Here is a 16,314-nt window from a genome sequence, read left to right as displayed (position 1 = left end):
TGGCATCCTGGGTGATTTTTTGTGTCTAACGGTTAGGGGCGTATAGACTGTTTCGGTTACTCATTGTTTGGGAAGGTGCCCGTGGGAAAAGCTGCTAGCCTGCATGCACTGCAGGTATTCAAGTGCCTAAGTGACGAAACGCGGTTAATGCTAGTGCTGTTGATTGCTAGAGAGCAATCTCTGTGTGTATGTGAGATGACCTATGCGCTAGAAGAGTCGCAGCCTAAAGTGTCGCGACATTTGGCCCAGTTGCGCCAGTGTGGGTTGCTTATCGATCAGCGGGAAGGGCAGTGGGTTTACTATCGTTTGTCGCCTCAGCTGCCTGGGTGGGCGCAAGAGATTATTGATGCTGGTGCCGAAGGCAGTGCAGTGCGTATTCAAGCGCTGGCTCAGCGGCTAGCGAAAATGGGTGACCGACCGGCACGGCGGGCCGCGTTATGTTAACCGTTAGCCAATAAAAAACGCCGACCTGCAGGTCGGCGTTTCTGGTAATGGTAGCTTAACGCTTAACCATCCGCTGTGAGCCCTGAAGATGAGCATAGTCGAGTAAGATTTCGGCGGCTTCTAGTACATGGGCGCGATCAGCTGGCATGTCTTCATCCTTATCATCCTCGTTGGCAGCGTCTGTTTCACTGCCTTCAGGCTGTGAGTTATCACTGCGCGCGTCCATCCACTCGTCTAGCTCTGGCAGGTTTAAGGCGCGACGACGTTGGTTTTCAAGTGAAAGCTGCTCGGCTTCTTGAGCTTCTAGCTCCCGTTGGCGCTGTTCGCGGTTCAGGCTAACGCTGGTGTGCTGTTCGCGCAGTTGGCGGGCCAAGGTGGACTGGCGCTCTAAGTAGCGGAAGTTAGGATTCTCCTTGGCACGTTCTTGGTGTTGAGAAGTTAGTGCAGCGAGTGCGTTCTCAGGGGAGCCATAGCGGCGGTATTGAACGTTCTGTACGGTATCCCAAGCGAGCGCATTATCTAGGCTGCTTTCGCCAATGCGCTCTGGGTCAATCAGGCTGGGAAAAATAATGTCGGGTTCAACGCCGCGATTTTGGGTGCTGTCACCTGAAATACGGTAGAACTTGGCGCGGGTAAGCTTGATTTGACCATGGCTAAGATCGTTCAGAGTTTGCACGGTGCCTTTGCCAAAGGTGGGGGTGCCTACCACAATGCCGCGGCCATAATCTTGAATAGCACCGGCAAAAATTTCCGATGCTGAGGCGGAAAGGCGGTTAACCAGTACGGTCAGTGGGCCATCGTAAATCGTGCCTGCTTCGGTGTCGCCATAAAGCTGGATGCGCCCTTGGGCATCACGAACCTGAACGGTTGGGCCCCGGTCGATAAACAAGCCTATCAAAGAGTTGGCTTCTTGAAGTGCGCCGCCGCCGTTGTTGCGAAGATCCAGAACGATGCCTTCAACGCCTTCTTTCTTAAGGCTTTCAATTTCTCGGGCGACGTCGCGGGTGGTGCTGCGGTACTCTTCCTCACCTGCCTGCCAAGCGTCAAAGTCGACGTAAAACGTCGGAACGTCAATCACGCCGATGCGATGAGGTTTGCCGTCTCGCTCAATGTTAATTACTTCACTATGCGCTGCTTGGTCTTCGAGGCTGACGGTATCGCGGGTAATTTCAACAATTTGTGAGCGGGTCATATCCACTGCTTGGGCGGGTACCACGTCCAGGCGTACGACGGAGCCTTTAGGGCCACGAATTAGGTCAACGACATTGTCTAGGCGCATGCCTACCACATTGACCATGTCGCCTTCTTCTTGGCCCACGGCGATGATTCGGTCAGCGGGTTCAAGCACGCCCGCACGATCGGCAGGGCCGCCGGGTACTAGGCTGGAGACTTTGACGTATTCCCCGTCGGCTTGAAGTAGTGCACCGATACCCTCGAGTGAAAGGCTCATTTGAATATCAAATGATTCGCTCTGACGAGGGGAGAGGTAGCCGGTGTGAGGGTCGATAGTGCTAGATACTGCCGCCATGATTAGCCCGAAGACGTCTTCAGACTCAGACTGGCGCAAGCGAGAGAGCTGTCCTTCGTAGCGTTGGCGCAAATTATCTTCTATCTGCTCGTCATCTTGGTCGGTTAGGGCAAGCGTTAGCGCATCGTTTTTGAGCCGTTTGCGCCATAGTTCGTCTAATTCACTTTCGCGGGTTGCCCATGGGGCTTCTTCGCGGTCGACTTCTAAGCGCTCATCGCTATCGAATTCAAATGAGAGCCCTTCATTAAGACGCTCTAACAACCACTCAAGGCGTGCTGTGTGGCGCTCGCTAAGGCGATTATAAAGTGCAAACGCATCGTCAAGATCACCATCAAAAAGCGCTTCTGCCATATCGCGCTCTAAATGACGGTAAGGCTCTATATCGCGGTGCAATAGGTAGGAGCGCTGGCCGTCCAAAATGTCTAGATAGCGTTGGAAAGCTTCCGCTGACCACTGCTCGTCGAAATTAATATCAGCATAATGCCCATAGCGAAGTGAATCCGCTATTTCCACTGCCGCTTGGCGTTGTTCGTCGGTCGGCTCAAGTTGCGCCAGCGCTGCTGGGCTGGTAATTACCAGCATCACAGCAAGGGCGACCGAGCGCGAAAACGTTGCAAACAAGCTCATCAGTCAAGCTCTCCCGGATTTGTGTACACTCATTCTTCCCTAGACCCGCAGATAGCCTATGAGTTGCGTAGGCCGAGGGAGCATTGTAGCAGGTCATTTACCCTGTGATACTCAATCATTACTGTTATGAGGATTTCTATGTCCGAAGCTTTCAACGCGGATCGTGTAACGCGACTATGTGATTTTCTGCACCAGTCGCCCACGCCTTGGCATGCGACTCGCTGCATGGCGGAGCGTTTGGAGCAGGCGGGCTTTGTGCGCCTTGAGGAAACGACTAACTGGCAGCTTAAGCCGGGTAAGCGCTATTACGTGACGCGCAATGATTCGTCAGTGATTGCATTTCAGCTGCCTGCTGAGAAATTAACCAGCCTGCGTATGCTGGGTGCGCATACGGATAGCCCGGGGCTGCGTTTAAAGCCCAACGCCACCCAGTATGCAGCGGGATGGTTGCAGTTAGGGGTGCAGGTTTATGGTGGTGTGCTGTTAGCCCCGTGGTTTGATCGTGACCTGGGGTTGGCAGGGCGTGTGCATGTACGTCATGCAGATGGCCATTTAGAAAGTGTGCTGTTAAATATAGACCGACCAATCGCCATGGTGCCTAGTTTGGCGATTCATTTAGACCGCGATGTGAATGCTGGGCGCGTTATTAACCCGCAGACGCAAATGTCGCCCGTTGTGATGCAGAGTGATAGCGCGCAGCTTAGTGACTTATTGGCTGATTGGCTGGAAGAGCAGCATGGCCTACGTGCTGTGGAAGTCGTCGACTTTGAGTTGGGGTTTTATGACGTACAACCGCCATCATTGGTAGGGCTGCGTCAGGAGTTGGTCGCCAGTGCGCGGTTAGACAACTTATTGTCATGTTTTGTAGGGCTTGAGGCGTTGCTTGAATGTGATGCTAGCCAAGGAGCTCTGTTAGTCGCCAATGATCATGAAGAGGTGGGTAGTGCCAGTGCATGTGGTGCTCAGGGGCCCTTCTTGGGTGATGTGCTGAAGCGTTTAAATGCTCAAGTGGGTGGTGCTACTGAAGAGTCGCTGATTCAGCTGATTCAGTCATCACTAATGATTTCTTGCGACAATGCCCATGCTTTACACCCCAATTTCCAGGACAAGCACGACGAGCGTCATGGTCCTGCTATTAATGGTGGTCCAGTTATCAAGGTGAATGCCAATCAGCGCTATGCAACAAACAGTGTAACGGGGGCGCTGTTTCGGGATGTATGCCGTGAGGCGGATGTTCCCGTGCAGTCGTTTGTTACCCGCTCAGATATGGGCTGTGGTAGTACTATTGGGCCGATTACCGCTACTGAAGTGGGCGTGCCTACGATTGACGTGGGGCTTCCTCAGTGGGCAATGCATTCTGTTCGTGAAACAGCCGGCACCCGAGATGTTGATTATTTGACTCGGGCGTTGACGGTGTTTTTGAACCGTTCTGAGTTGCGTTGAGTATGGTTGTTTCTCGATAACGAAAAAGGCCCGCTGACGATGTCAGCGGGCCTTTACTATTCGTGTGGTGGCTACGCCCTGATTTGAACAGGGGACCCCATCATTATGAGTGATGTGCTCTAACCAGCTGAGCTACGTAGCCATTCAACGGGGGCGAATATTACTCAGTAGCCCGCCGTTCGTCAAGCGTTTCTTTTTATTGTCAGACGGTTGCCTGTCAGACGTTAAAACGGAAATGGATTACATCGCCATCTTTAACGATGTAATCCTTGCCTTCTAGGCGCCATTTGCCAGCGTCTTTAGCCCCTTGCTCGCCATTGAGTGAGACAAAGTCTTCGTAAGCAACCACTTCGGCGCGGATAAAACCTTTTTGGAAATCGGTGTGAATCACGCCCGCAGCTTCCGGAGCGCTGGCACCTTCTTTCACTGTCCAAGCGCGCACTTCTTTAACGCCAGCGGTGAAATACGTTTGTAGGCCAAGCAGGGCATAGCCTGCGCGAATAACGCGATCAAGTCCGGGCTCTTCCATGCCCATTTCGGCTAGGAACATGCTGCGCTCTTCGTCATCTAGCTCGGCGATCTCGGCTTCTAGCTGGTTGCATACCGGCACCACTGCTGCACCTTCTTCCGCCGCAATCTCGTTAACGATGTCCAGGTAAGGATTATTCTCGAACCCATCTTCATTAACGTTGGCAATGTACATCGTGGGCTTGAGCGTTAAGAAGCCGAAGCTCTTAACTTGGCGTTTTTCGTCTTCATCAAGACCAAAACTACGCAGCGGCATACCTTCAGCGAGGTGTGGCTGGATGCGGTCAAGAATCGCTTTGGTGGCAGTGGCATCTTTGTCGCCGCCTTTCACCGAGCGGACAAGGCGCTGGCTGGCTTTTTCGACGGTATCTAGGTCGGCAAGCGCCAGCTCCAAGTTGATAGTTTCAATATCCGCACGGGGATCCACCTGATTGGCAACGTGGATCACGTTGTCGTTATCAAAGCAGCGTACGACATGGGCGATCGCTTGGGTTTCGCGAATATTGGCCAAAAACTTGTTGCCCAAGCCTTCGCCTTTGGATGCCCCGGCGACCAAGCCTGCGATATCGACAAACTCCATCGTGGTCGGCAGCACTTTTTGTGGCTTGACGATCTCCGCAAGCTTATCAAGTCGCGGGTCAGGCATTGGAACGATGCCTACGTTCGGCTCAATGGTGCAGAAAGGGAAATTTTCTGCATCAATACCAGATTTGGTCAGCGCATTAAAAAGCGTGGATTTGCCTACATTGGGTAGACCGACGATACCGCAGTTAAAGCCCATAAATTACTTCCTGGCCGCTAGGGCAGCGCAACAAGGGAAGCGCCTGCCAATATTGAAAAAAAGGCGTGCTAAAACGCCTGATTTAAGGATGCTTATAAAGTGTGCTGCTATTTTACGCTATGAAGGCGGTTCATTGCTTTAGCCCAGTCGCCTGAGAGTGCAAGTGGCAGTGTCGCTAGGCACTCATCTAATGCGCTTTCAATGGCTTCCCGTTCGGCTTTGCCGGGGCGGCCAAGGACATAATTAACGACCTGGTGTGCCTCACCAGGGTGGCCAATGCCAATTCTTGCTCGGTGGAACTGTTTCTGATTGCCTAAAGCGCTAATGATGTCTCGCAGGCCGTTATGACCGCCATGTCCACCGCCGGTCTTATAGCGTGCCTGTCCTGGCGGAAGGTCTAGCTCATCATGGGCGACTAGTAGATTGTCAGGCGTTAGTTTGAAAAACTGTGCAAGCGCCGCGACGGCAGCGCCGCTACGATTCATAAAAGTAGTGGGGTTGAGAAGGTGCAGTTCATGGTCGCCAACACGTGCTTTGGCGTACAGGCCCAAAAACTTCTTTTCCGGGCGAAGTTCTGTATGTGCACTGCGTGCAATGGCGTCTACCAGCCAAAAGCCCGCATTGTGGCGAGTTGCATCGTATTCTGCACCGGGGTTGCCCAGGCCAATAATGGCCGTTACCTGGCTCATTGTCCCACCTCATAAAAAATTTCCAGAAGAAATTTTCGACGTCATGTCAGACCGCAAAAAAAAATCAAGCGCCGAAGCGCTTGATTTTATCATCCCTGGGCCATGCAGGCATGGCCCAGGCGGCACTGAAAAGCATCAGCTGGCAGCACCGTGACTAACGTTTACTCAGCGCTGGGCTCTTCTTCGCTTTCACCTTCGCTCTCTTCGTCATCACCGCCACGTACTTTTACTTTGGTGATGCTTAGGATGGCGTTGTCGTGCTCTTCACCGTGTGACAGATCAACAGACGTGACGCCCGCAGGCAAGGTCAGGTCAGACAGGTGAAGGGTGGTGCCCAGCTCAACGTTGCTGATGTCAACTTCCAGGAAGTCCGGAAGATCTTTCGGCAAGCAGCTGATGGCGACTTCGTTGGCCAGGGTGTGCAGTTCGCCACCTTGGTCTTTAATGCCTACACACTTCTCTTCACCAACGACGTGCAGCGGCACGTTCATGGTGATTTCGTGAGTGGCATCAACACGCAAGAAGTCAGCGTGAGTTAGCAGCGGTTTGAACGGGTGACGCTGTAGGTCACGAACAACCACTTGCTCTTCAGTACCGTCGATGACCAGTTTGATCACCGAAGAGAAGAAGGACTCGTCTTCAATCGCTTTGTAGAAAGCAGTTTTTTCTACAGAGATAGACTGAGCGCCTTTTTCACCGCCATAAACAACGGCCGGTACTTGTTGGTTCGCACGACGCAGGCGGCGGCTCGCACCTTTCCCCAGGTCGTTACGAACGCTGGCTTTCAGGATAAAATCAGACATTTAATTTGCCTCTTAGTTTAAGTAAGGAAACGCCGCCGTCCGCGACCAGACGACGACGCTTCCAGGGCCCCAGTAGGGGGCTATGACGTTAGGCGATTAATGGAACATCGCGCTAACGGATTCTTCGTTGCTGACCCGGCGAATGGCTTCCGCGATGAGTCCAGCAACGCTCAGCTGGCGAATTTTTCCGCTACGACGGGCAGTGTCGGAAAGCGGAATGGTGTCGGTCACGACAACCTCGTCCAGCACCGAGTTGGTGATATTGTCGACCGCAGGGCCAGACAATATCGGGTGTGTTGCATAAGCGACAACGCGGGCTGCGCCGTGATCTTTCAGCGCTTCGCCGGCTTTACAGAGCGTGCCAGCGGTATCAATCATGTCATCGACAACCACGCAGGTGCGGCCTTCGATCTCACCGATAATGTGCATTACCTGGGCTTGATTGGCCTGGGGGCGACGTTTATCGATAATGGCAAGATCAGCGTTCAGCTGTTTGGCGATAGCACGAGCGCGAACAACGCCGCCAACATCAGGGGAAACCACAACGAGATCGTCATAGTTCTGGCGCTCGATGTCGTCCAGCAAAATGGGCGAGCCGTAAACGTTATCAACCGGTACGTCGAAGAAACCTTGAATTTGGTCAGCGTGCAGGTCCATCGTCATGACGCGATCAACACCTGCTTTTACCATCATATCAGCGACAACTTTTGCTGAGATGGGAACGCGGGCAGAGCGGACACGACGATCCTGGCGTGCATAGCCAAAATAGGGAACGACTGCCGTAATACGGGCAGCTGAGGCGCGACGCAGGGCGTCGACCATCAGGATCAGTTCCATCAGGTTATCGTTCGTGGGGGCACAGGTGGATTGCAGGATGAACACATCCTTACCACGCACGTTCTCATTGATCTCGACCGCTATTTCGCCGTCGCTAAATTGACCGACCGTAGCATTACCCATACGGCTGTCTAAGCTCTCGGCAATCTTTTGAGCGAGTTCGGGATTGGCATTCCCGGTGAAAACCATCAATTTTGACACGCGCAGCCACCTTTGCAGTGTTGGGGATCAGGGGAGAAAACGCAGATCATAATTAGGTTGGCTGGGGTACCAGGATTCGAACCTGGGAATGCCGATACCAAAAACCGGTGCCTTACCACTTGGCGATACCCCAGCAATAAACCTAATGCGATGACCGGGCGCTTTCAGCGGCCCAGAGCATCTTGTAGGGGAGAGGTGTTGAGTCCGCGCGCTACCCATGAATGCCAATGTTGACCTGCCATATGTGCGACGGCTTGCGCGGCTTGTTGTGAATCGAAAGCCGCAAACAAACAGGCGCCGGTACCGGTCAACCGACTAGGTGCATGCTGCGTGAGCCAGTCCAATGCTTCCGCAATTGGCGGATAGCGTTTTTTGACGATAGCTTCGCAGTCGTTACGCCACTCCGGCGCTCCCCCCTGCAGTGCGCGCGCCATAGTAATGGGGAGGCTGTCGCGTGTCAATTCTGGGTCTTGGAAGATTGCTGGTGTTGAGACGCTAACGCCTGGATGGATTACCACGAACCAGGGGGTGTCTAGCATGACAGAAGTAAGTTTTTCGCCGACCCCTTCCGCCCAAGCGCTGTGACCGTGAACAAACACCGGAACATCAGCTCCCAGTGTTAGCCCCAGTTCCGCAAGCGTCGCATTGCTTAGACCTAGCTGCCATAAATGATTCAAACCGACCAGGGTGGTCGCTGCATTAGAGCTTCCTCCGCCAAGGCCGCCCCCCATCGGCAGGTGCTTTTCGATGGCAACTGAGACCCCTTGGTGGGTGCCGCTTGTCTGTTGCAATAGGTGTGCGGCCCGCACAATTAAATTGTCGTCGTGGGCAACGCCACTGAGAGCATTGGAAAGAGTAACAGCGCTGTCATTGCGCGGCGTGAAAGTAAGGTAATCGCACAAATCGATAAGCTGGAACAGCGTTTGCAACTCGTGATAGCCGTCTTGGCGACGGCCTACGATATGCAGCATACGGTTTAGCTTAGCGGGTGCAGGCAGTGTCAACGCCGGTGTTGTTGCTGGCATGTGATCTCTCTACTGGCCTAGGAGTCCTGGTTAGTGGATTGCCACTGATTGACTACTAGGGTGATACGCAGGTCGCCGTAGTTCATTACTAATCGGCGAGGTAGCCACATACCTTCTACTTGTTCCCAGTCACGGTAGTCGATTTCCCAACCATCTTGTTGTAAATGATTAGGGAAGCCGAGTTCGTCTGTCTCCAACTGGTAGCTGGCATGTGAGCCAGGCAGGCCGCGTACCCAGTCAGGCATGGCGCGAACCGGCAGTGCCCAGCCAAGTTGATCTTCCATTAATGCTTCCGGCGTTTCTGCTTCAAAGCGACCATCACTCGTCGTTAGCGAAAAGCGCCCTTCACGACCTTCTAACACACTACGTCCGCCGCCAAAGGGGCCGCTGATCAGCATGCGAAAATAGTGGGGGTGTTGATTCCAGTCTAGATTAGCGCTGGTATTCTCCTGGGGGGTGCGAAGCCCTGCTTTACCCACGAGTGTCCAGGTATCGAAGGCTTCAACGTCTGCCTGCTGGCGTTCCCATTGCCCAGCCTGACGCCCGCCATCGTCAACAGGGGCTTGTGTGGCGCAACCGGCAAGCGCTAATAGCGCAAGACCGGCCATTAACAAGCGGGTTGAGCGACTGCATATCGATGAGCGGTTCGCGGGCAGGGAATTGGTCAACATAAACTAGCTCCATGTTAATACTGCGTAAAATATCTTTTATATAAGGATGCCGTATTAGGGCGCGCTTAACGGTGTTAGTTCAGGGTAGCGCTCAAGTAAGTCATCAATTTGCGGGTGGTAGCTTGCCCGCTGAAGAATTCGTTCAATAAGTTGGCGTGCTTCTTCGCTGCGCCCTAGCATATGAAGCACTTCGGCCAAATGGGCGGCGATTTCTTGATCAGGCATCTGTGCGTAGGCACTTTCTAACCATGCCAGTGCATCGTTGGGCTTACCAAGCCGAAAATAGACCCAGCCCATACTGTCGAGTATTGCGGGGTTGCTGGGATCTTCTTCATAGGCACGCTCAATCAAGTCACGCGCTTCTTCAAGACGCCCCTGTAAATTCAGGTCAGCAAGCGTGTAGCCCAATGCGTTTAATGCATCTGCATTATCAGGTTCGGTATGCAGTATTTGGCGCAGGTCGCGTTCCATCGCTTCAATATTGCCCGTTTCCCAGGCACGCATTGCCCTTAGGTAAAGCAGGTTGGTGTCATCTGGCGTACGAGTGAGCTCTCTATCGAGCAGTGCTGTCGCATCTTCTTGCAGATTAAATTCATCTAATAGCTGTATTTCTAGCATTACCAGCTCGCCGAAGTAGGCGTCATGGCGCATTCGCTCAATACGAAGCATGGCGCGAGCATCTAGCAGGCGATCATTTTCAATCAGCATGCGCGCAGCGGCGGCTCGGGCAGGTAGAAACTCATTGCCGCCTTGTACTTGCCGATAATAAAGCAGCGCGTTATCGACTTCTTCTTGGGATTGAGCAATGGCTCCCAACAAGAAGTAGGCAATATTAGGTACGCGATCCTGGCCAATAAGAGGTTGCAGTAGTCGATACGCTGGCTCGCTATGGCCTTCTTCCAGATAGAGTTGGGCGAGAGCAATACGTAATTCTTCGTTACCACCATGTGTTTCTAGCAGTGTATTGGTTTGTGTTTCCGCAGCGGCAATGTTGTTCAGACGAATTTCAGCCTGGGCCAGCATTAATATAAAACGGACATCATCAGGCGCTAAGTTTAGCCCCTGCTGAGCGGCTCGCTGAGCCCCCCGATGATCTCCTGTCTCTAATGCCAGCCGTGCCTTAGCAAGCCACAAAGCGGCAGATTCAGGCGAAAGTTGGGTTACTTGATCCAGATGCTGTTGTGCTTGACGCGTTTGCCCCAGCGCTGACTCGATCAGTGCGGCGCCAAGCAAAACATCGCTATAAAATTCATTTTGCTGAGCGCTAGGCTGGGCAAGATAATCGCGCAGTGGCTGAATTAGCAGGTTCAGTGGTGCCTCTTCGGCCACAGCAGCTTCAGAAAAAGCGGCTATTTCACCATTGCCTCCTGCTTGGGTGATCGCTAGGCGCTGCTCTAAGCTATCCAGCCAATCTCCCCGTTGTAACGAGAGTGTTGCTAGCAGCCTGTTTGGAAGCTCTGCCTGAGGCGCTAGTTCACGCCAACGTATTGCTGAGGCTTCCATCAGCGCAACATCATTGCCAAAGCGCGCTGCAAAGGTGGCGCGCTCGGCTAACGCGGGATTGCTATAGCGTCTAGCGGCTTCCAGGTAGCCTTGGCTGGCGTAGCGATAATCGCCCCGTTGGCCAGCAAGTTCTGCAGCCAGCAGTGAGCGAAGACTTTCAGCATCCAGTCCGCGCGTAATCGGCGGTGCTGACTGCATAGGGTCGTAAGCACCATTCTGGAACCCCTTCTCTAAGGAAGAGGGGGACAGCTGGCAGCCGCTCATCAGTAGCGTTGCGGCCAAGGGCAGTAGGGGTAAACCCGGTAACGATAGGGGGTGACCCAGTAGTGTCGCGCGAAGGGGCATGCGTCTCTCGATCAGGTGGCCGAGTGCTCAGCATAGCGGCTTGGTTGCCTGCGGCAAAGTGGTGTGCGCCAGAACATGCTGTGCTGTGATAGGATATTACACCTTGAAAACGAGGTGGGGTGGCGCAATCCATGGTATCTATTCATAGTATCTGCCCACTCTTTAGACTTGCTATAGCAAGCTCCAAACATTCAGATCGATAAGTGACGTGACGACCGATCCACTAGCGAAGACGCATAACGCATGACGCTTCTTGCCCTGGGAATAAATCATCGTACTGCCAGCGTGGCCGTACGTGAGCAGGTTGCTTTTACGCCAACGCAGCTGGAAAGCGCGTTGACGGAACTGCGTAACCTGCCACAAATCAGCGAAGCGGCAGTGCTTTCGACGTGCAACCGTACCGAGCTTTATTGCGTGACGGATGCTGCCGGAGAGCATGCCGTGCTGGATTGGCTTGGGCGCTTTCATAATTTGCGCGTCGAAGATCTTTCCCGCTGCGCCTACCATTATCTTGACAACGATGCTGCGCGTCATCTGATGCGTGTTGCCGTTGGCCTAGACTCTATGGTGCTGGGCGAGCCACAAATACTCGGTCAGTTAAAGGATGCTTATCAGCAGGCCCGCCAAGCCAATGGCTTGGGTGGCGAATTGGAGCGGTTATTTCAACACACCTTCGCGGTAGCCAAACAGGTGCGCACAGAAACGGGCATTGGCAAAAATCCTGTATCGGTCGCGTATGCTGCTGTCAGTATGGCTAGCCGTATTTTTGATGATTTTAGCCGTGCCAGAGCGCTCTTGATCGGGGCGGGAGAAACTATTGAGCTGGTTGCGCGTCATCTTCATGAAGCCGGTGTGCGGCATCTAACGGTAGCTAATCGTACCCGTGAACGTGCCGAGCGAGTGTCTGCACCGCTGGGTGGTTCTGCTATTACGCTGCCAGAAATACCGGAGGCGTTAGAGCAGGCTGATATCGTCATATCTTCCACTGCTTCGCCGCTGCCTATTCTAGGGAAGGGAATGGTAGAGCGTGCGCTGAAAAAGCGCCGCCACCGCCCAGTGTTTATGGTGGATATCGCGGTACCGCGTGATATTGAGCCAGAAGTGGGTGAGCTTGCAGATGTCTTCCTTTATACCGTTGATGATTTACAAGAGGTCATCGAAGAGAATCGCCGTCACCGTCAAGTCGCCGCCGATCAGGCAGAATCACTCATCGAGCATGGGGTGGGTAGTTGGCAGCATGAGCGCCGAATCCGTAATGGCGGTGAGCTTATTCGCGACTATCGACGTCACGGTGAGGCCATTCGTGACCACTCTCGTGAGCAAGCCCTTGAACGGTTAGCAAAGGGGGAAGACCCTGCCAAGGTGATTGAACGTTTAGCTCACCAACTAGCGAATCGTTTAATGCACCAGCCTACGCTTGCCTTGCGCGACGCTGCATCCCAAGAAAATAACGAATTGCTGAATGCCGCGCCCAATATACTACTGCCTGCTAAGCCTGCCTTTGAGCAACCAGTGGCCGCGGTAAAACGCCAGAAGGATGATACACCCGCATGAAAGAGACTTTGCGCCAACGCCTAGATAGCTTTGCCGACCGCTTCGAAGAGCTGGCAATGTTGCTATCTGATCCAGAGGTGATTAATAACCAGCAGCGTTTTCGCGACTACTCCCGTGAGTACGCTGAATTAGAAGAGCTGGTCGCCGCCTGGCAGCGCTACGGAGAGGTAGAAAAAAGCATCGAAGAAGCCGTGCAATTAAGCCGCGACAGCGACCCTGAAATGCGCGAGCTGGCAGAAATGGAAATCAATGATGGGCGCGAGCAGCTTGAAGCGTTGGATATTGAGCTGAAGCGCTTGCTAGTGCCCAAAGACCCCGACGATGGCCGCGGCGTGTTCTTGGAAGTGCGTGCCGGGACGGGGGGGGATGAAGCCGCTATATTTGCTGGTGATCTGTTTCGCATGTACTCACGTTATGCTGAAAAACGTGGCTGGCGCGTTGAAGTCGTCAGTGCAAGTCATGGTGAGCAGGGCGGTTACAAAGAAGTTATTTCTCGAGTGAAAGGCGACGGTGTATACGCGCGCTTGAAATTTGAATCTGGTGCGCACCGTGTACAGCGAGTGCCAGCGACGGAGTCGCAAGGCCGGATACATACGTCTGCCTGCACGGTGGCGGTTATGCCCGAGGTGGAGGACGTGGGCGATATCGATATTAATCCTTCGGATTTGCGCGTCGATACTTATCGTTCCAGTGGCGCGGGCGGTCAGCACGTCAACACTACCGATTCTGCTATTCGTATTACTCACCTGCCTACCGGTGTGGTAGTGGAGTGTCAGGAAGAGCGTAGTCAGCACAAAAACCGTGCAAAGGCGATGTCGTTGCTGGCAGCCAAACTCAAACGCAATGCGGTTGATTCACAGCGCCAAGAGCAAGCCGATGCCCGCCGCTCCTTGGTAGGTTCGGGGGATCGCAGTGAGCGCATTCGGACTTACAATTTTCCCCAAGGCCGGATTACCGACCACCGTATTAACCTGACGCTCTATAAGCTAACGGAAATTATTACCGGTGAGCAGCTCGATGATGTGATTGAACCGCTGATTCACGAATATCAAGCAGAGCAGCTTTCGGCCCTTCAGGACGCTTAATGAGCTTTGATGTTCCGACCTTCGATGCGCTTTTGCGACGAGCGACGACTCGGCTGCAAGCGGTGGGTTCGCTTTCTCCCAGAATTGATGCCGAGGCACTGCTAAGCCACGCAACGGGCCATGACCGTACGTGGCTGTATACCTGGGGAGACCGTGAGTGTCCTCTCTGGGAGCAGGCACGATTTGATGCGTTGGTGGCCGCGCGTGCCCAGGGAATGCCGGTTGCTTATTTGACCGGTGAGCGAGAGTTTTGGGGGCTGCGACTTGCGACATCGCCAGAAACGCTGATTCCCCGGCCTGATACAGAAACTCTGGTGGAAGCTGTTCTCATGCATGCCCAGGCGACGGCGGGAAGATTGCTGGACCTTGGTACCGGCACTGGCGCTATTGCGCTTGCTTTTGCCAGCGAAAAACCTAGCTGGCAGGTAATGGGGGCGGATATTCGTCCAGAAGCGGTGGCGCTTGCAACGCGCAACGCTCAAGCACTGAAGATCGTTAACACCCAGTTCGTGGTTAGCGATTGGTTTAGCGCCTTTGCTCAGCCTTCCCCAACGACTGTTTTCGATATCATTGTTAGTAACCCGCCCTATATCGCTGCCGATGATCCGCATTTACGCCGGGGTGATGTACGTTTTGAGCCATTATCGGCGTTGGTAGCCGATGCTGACGGCATGGCTGATTTGCTGCATTTGATTACCACCGCGCGGGGGTATCTTTCCCAAGGCGGCTGGCTTGCCCTGGAGCATGGTTATACTCAAGCGGCCAATGTGCGTACTGCGTTAGCGCGTGCTGGCTTCCAAAACGTTGAAAGTGTGCAAGACGTTGGAGGCCATGAACGGGTTACCCTGGGTCACCTTTAATAACTGCCTTGATTCATCAGTATTGGATCCTGCCATGAAACCAAAAAATAGAACGCTGGACCGGATCGATCTTAAAATTTTGCGCTGTCTGCAGGAAAATGCGCGAATTTCCTATGTCGACCTTGCCGCTGAAGTCGGCTTATCCACAACCCCTTGTTTAGAGCGTGTTAAACGCCTTGAACGCGCGGGCATTGTCCGCGGTTATCAAGCCATTCTTGATCCACAAGCGCTGAAAGCCAATCTGCTAGTGTTCGTGGAGATTAGCCTGGAAACTCAGTCGCCTACTGTGTTTGACGAGTTTCGTCGGGCGGTTGAGAAACTACCTCAAATCCAAGAGTGTCACTTGGTCTCCGGCCAGTTTGATTATATTTTGAAATGCCGAATTCCTGAGATGTCCGCTTACCGACAGCTGCTAGGCGATGTAGTACTGACGCTGCCTGGGGTAAAAGAGTCCAAAAGCTATGTGGTAATGGAAGAAGTGAAAGAGAGCTTCAACTTGCACATACCCGATTTCGAGGAATTTGAGGATAAGTAATTCCATGATGGATGATCAGGCGCTGCTGCGCTATAGCCGCCAAATTATGCTACCCGAGGTTGATATTGAGGGGCAGGAGCGGCTAAGAAATGCTCATGCTCTGATTATCGGTGCTGGTGGGCTTGGGTCTCCCGTGGCGCTTTACTTAGCGGCCGCTGGCGTGGGCAAAATCACTATTGCTGATGCCGACACGGTAGAGTTGTCAAACCTGCAGCGCCAGATCGCTCACCAGCAGGCGAGTATCGGCTCCAATAAAGCGCAGTCAGCAAAAGCGAGCATGCAGGCACTTAACCCTGATTGCCATGTTATTGCTTTGGAACAGCACGCCGATGGCGAGGCGCTTAAGGCGCTGGTAGCGTCAGCAGATGTCGTGTTGGATTGTACGGACCGTTTTTCGAGCCGTTATGCGATTAATGCTGCCGCTCAGCAGGCTGGTGTGCCACTTGTCTCAGGAGCGGCAATTCGTTTCTCTGGGCAGTTAGCCGTCTTTGATCCTCGCAACCCTGCCTGCCCCTGTTATGCGTGCCTGTATCCTCCTGGCGATAGTGAAGATGAAGCCTTGAGTTGTGCTGAAAGCGGGGTAATGGCGCCACTGGTAGGATTGATTGGCTGCTTTCAAGCGATAGAGGCTTTTAAGCTGTTGAGTGGCGCAGGAAAGCCGCATCAAGGACTTTCCACCTTTGAGGGCTTGAGCGGCCAGTGGCGTCACTTCCAAGTGCCTCGTGACCCTGCTTGCTCCGTGTGCGGTCACGCTGGTTAACCATACGGATAAAAAAACGCCCGCTGGGCAGCGGGCGTGACGTCACGGTCTTTACGTCAAAGGAAACAGCCTAATGGGCGGCAGGGGGTCCGCCC

15 protein-coding genes and 2 tRNA genes are annotated in these 16,314 nt (G+C 53.6%); 7 read left to right on the top strand and 10 right to left on the bottom strand.

Annotated elements, in window-relative coordinates; all coding sequences use genetic code 11:
* Nucleotides 1-81: 81 nt before the first annotated feature.
* The gene (locus L1X57_RS18610; protein WP_009722632.1) at nt 82-444 is read left to right on the top strand and encodes a metalloregulator ArsR/SmtB family transcription factor; all 363 of its coding nucleotides are present in this window, start codon (nt 82-84) and stop codon (nt 442-444) included.
* Nucleotides 445-499: 55 nt separating this feature from the next.
* On the opposite strand, the gene L1X57_RS18605 is transcribed toward L1X57_RS18610, so the two are convergent.
* Nucleotides 500-2,599, bottom strand: a complete 2,100-nt coding sequence (locus tag L1X57_RS18605; RefSeq protein ID WP_009722633.1) for a carboxy terminal-processing peptidase — start codon at nt 2,597-2,599, stop codon at nt 500-502.
* A gap of 138 nt (nt 2,600-2,737) precedes the next feature.
* On the opposite strand from L1X57_RS18605, the gene L1X57_RS18600 reads away from it, so the two are divergent.
* Nucleotides 2,738-4,042, top strand: a complete 1,305-nt coding sequence (locus L1X57_RS18600; protein ID WP_009722634.1) for a M18 family aminopeptidase — start codon at nt 2,738-2,740, stop codon at nt 4,040-4,042.
* 65 nt (nt 4,043-4,107) lie between these two features.
* Here the strand turns inward: L1X57_RS18600 and L1X57_RS18595 are convergent.
* From L1X57_RS18595 to L1X57_RS18555, 9 genes are all read right to left on the bottom strand, one after another.
* A tRNA-Met gene (locus L1X57_RS18595) sits at nt 4,108-4,184 on the bottom strand.
* Between the two features lie 75 nt (nt 4,185-4,259).
* The gene (gene ychF, locus L1X57_RS18590; protein ID WP_009722635.1) at nt 4,260-5,351 is read right to left on the bottom strand and encodes a redox-regulated ATPase YchF; all 1,092 of its coding nucleotides are present in this window, start codon (nt 5,349-5,351) and stop codon (nt 4,260-4,262) included.
* A 107-nt stretch (nt 5,352-5,458) separates the two neighbouring features.
* Nucleotides 5,459-6,040, bottom strand: coding sequence for an aminoacyl-tRNA hydrolase (gene pth / locus L1X57_RS18585; RefSeq protein WP_009722636.1), 582 nt, complete (start codon nt 6,038-6,040; stop codon nt 5,459-5,461).
* Nucleotides 6,041-6,201: 161 nt separating this feature from the next.
* Nucleotides 6,202-6,843 carry a 50S ribosomal protein L25/general stress protein Ctc gene (locus L1X57_RS18580; RefSeq protein WP_009722638.1) on the bottom strand — a complete coding sequence of 214 codons (642 nt, stop codon included), beginning with the start codon at nt 6,841-6,843 and terminating at the stop codon, nt 6,202-6,204.
* Between the two features lie 96 nt (nt 6,844-6,939).
* Complete coding sequence (locus L1X57_RS18575; protein ID WP_009722639.1) at nt 6,940-7,881, bottom strand: ribose-phosphate pyrophosphokinase; 942 nt, start codon at nt 7,879-7,881, stop codon at nt 6,940-6,942.
* Nucleotides 7,882-7,939: 58 nt separating this feature from the next.
* Nucleotides 7,940-8,014: transfer RNA gene (locus tag L1X57_RS18570), tRNA-Gln, on the bottom strand.
* A gap of 31 nt (nt 8,015-8,045) precedes the next feature.
* On the bottom strand, nt 8,046-8,906 hold the full coding sequence (gene ispE / locus L1X57_RS18565) for a 4-(cytidine 5'-diphospho)-2-C-methyl-D-erythritol kinase (protein ID WP_234667841.1): 861 nt from the start codon (nt 8,904-8,906) through the stop codon (nt 8,046-8,048).
* Between the two features lie 17 nt (nt 8,907-8,923).
* Complete coding sequence (gene lolB, locus L1X57_RS18560; protein WP_009722642.1) at nt 8,924-9,577, bottom strand: lipoprotein insertase outer membrane protein LolB; 654 nt, start codon at nt 9,575-9,577, stop codon at nt 8,924-8,926.
* A 54-nt stretch (nt 9,578-9,631) separates the two neighbouring features.
* Complete coding sequence (locus tag L1X57_RS18555) at nt 9,632-11,425, bottom strand: tetratricopeptide repeat protein (RefSeq protein WP_234667839.1); 1,794 nt, start codon at nt 11,423-11,425, stop codon at nt 9,632-9,634.
* A gap of 243 nt (nt 11,426-11,668) precedes the next feature.
* On the opposite strand from L1X57_RS18555, the gene hemA reads away from it, so the two are divergent.
* Genes hemA through L1X57_RS18530 form a run of 5 tightly spaced genes read left to right on the top strand, consistent with a single transcriptional unit; the run spans nt 11,669 to nt 16,219 of the window.
* Nucleotides 11,669-12,979, top strand: coding sequence for a glutamyl-tRNA reductase (gene hemA / locus L1X57_RS18550; RefSeq protein ID WP_009722644.1), 1,311 nt, complete (start codon nt 11,669-11,671; stop codon nt 12,977-12,979).
* Complete coding sequence (gene prfA, locus L1X57_RS18545; protein WP_009722645.1) at nt 12,976-14,064, top strand: peptide chain release factor 1; 1,089 nt, start codon at nt 12,976-12,978, stop codon at nt 14,062-14,064. The genes hemA and prfA overlap by 4 nt, the downstream gene beginning before the upstream one ends.
* A complete protein-coding gene (gene prmC, locus L1X57_RS18540) occupies nt 14,064-14,924 on the top strand; it encodes a peptide chain release factor N(5)-glutamine methyltransferase (protein ID WP_009722646.1) in 861 nt (286 codons plus the stop codon). The genes prfA and prmC overlap by 1 nt, the downstream gene beginning before the upstream one ends.
* Before the next feature lie 34 nt (nt 14,925-14,958).
* Nucleotides 14,959-15,459, top strand: coding sequence for an Lrp/AsnC ligand binding domain-containing protein (locus tag L1X57_RS18535; protein ID WP_039868705.1), 501 nt, complete (start codon nt 14,959-14,961; stop codon nt 15,457-15,459).
* Between the two features lie 4 nt (nt 15,460-15,463).
* Nucleotides 15,464-16,219: a HesA/MoeB/ThiF family protein gene (locus L1X57_RS18530; RefSeq protein WP_009722648.1), complete on the top strand. Its 756-nt coding sequence runs from the start codon at nt 15,464-15,466 to the stop codon at nt 16,217-16,219.
* Nucleotides 16,220-16,314 lie beyond the last annotated feature (95 nt).

The sequence above is a fragment of the Halomonas sp. TD01 genome (assembly GCF_923868895.1).
GTDB lineage: Bacteria > Pseudomonadota > Gammaproteobacteria > Pseudomonadales > Halomonadaceae > Vreelandella.
This window is presented reverse-complemented; position numbering and strand designations above follow the sequence as displayed.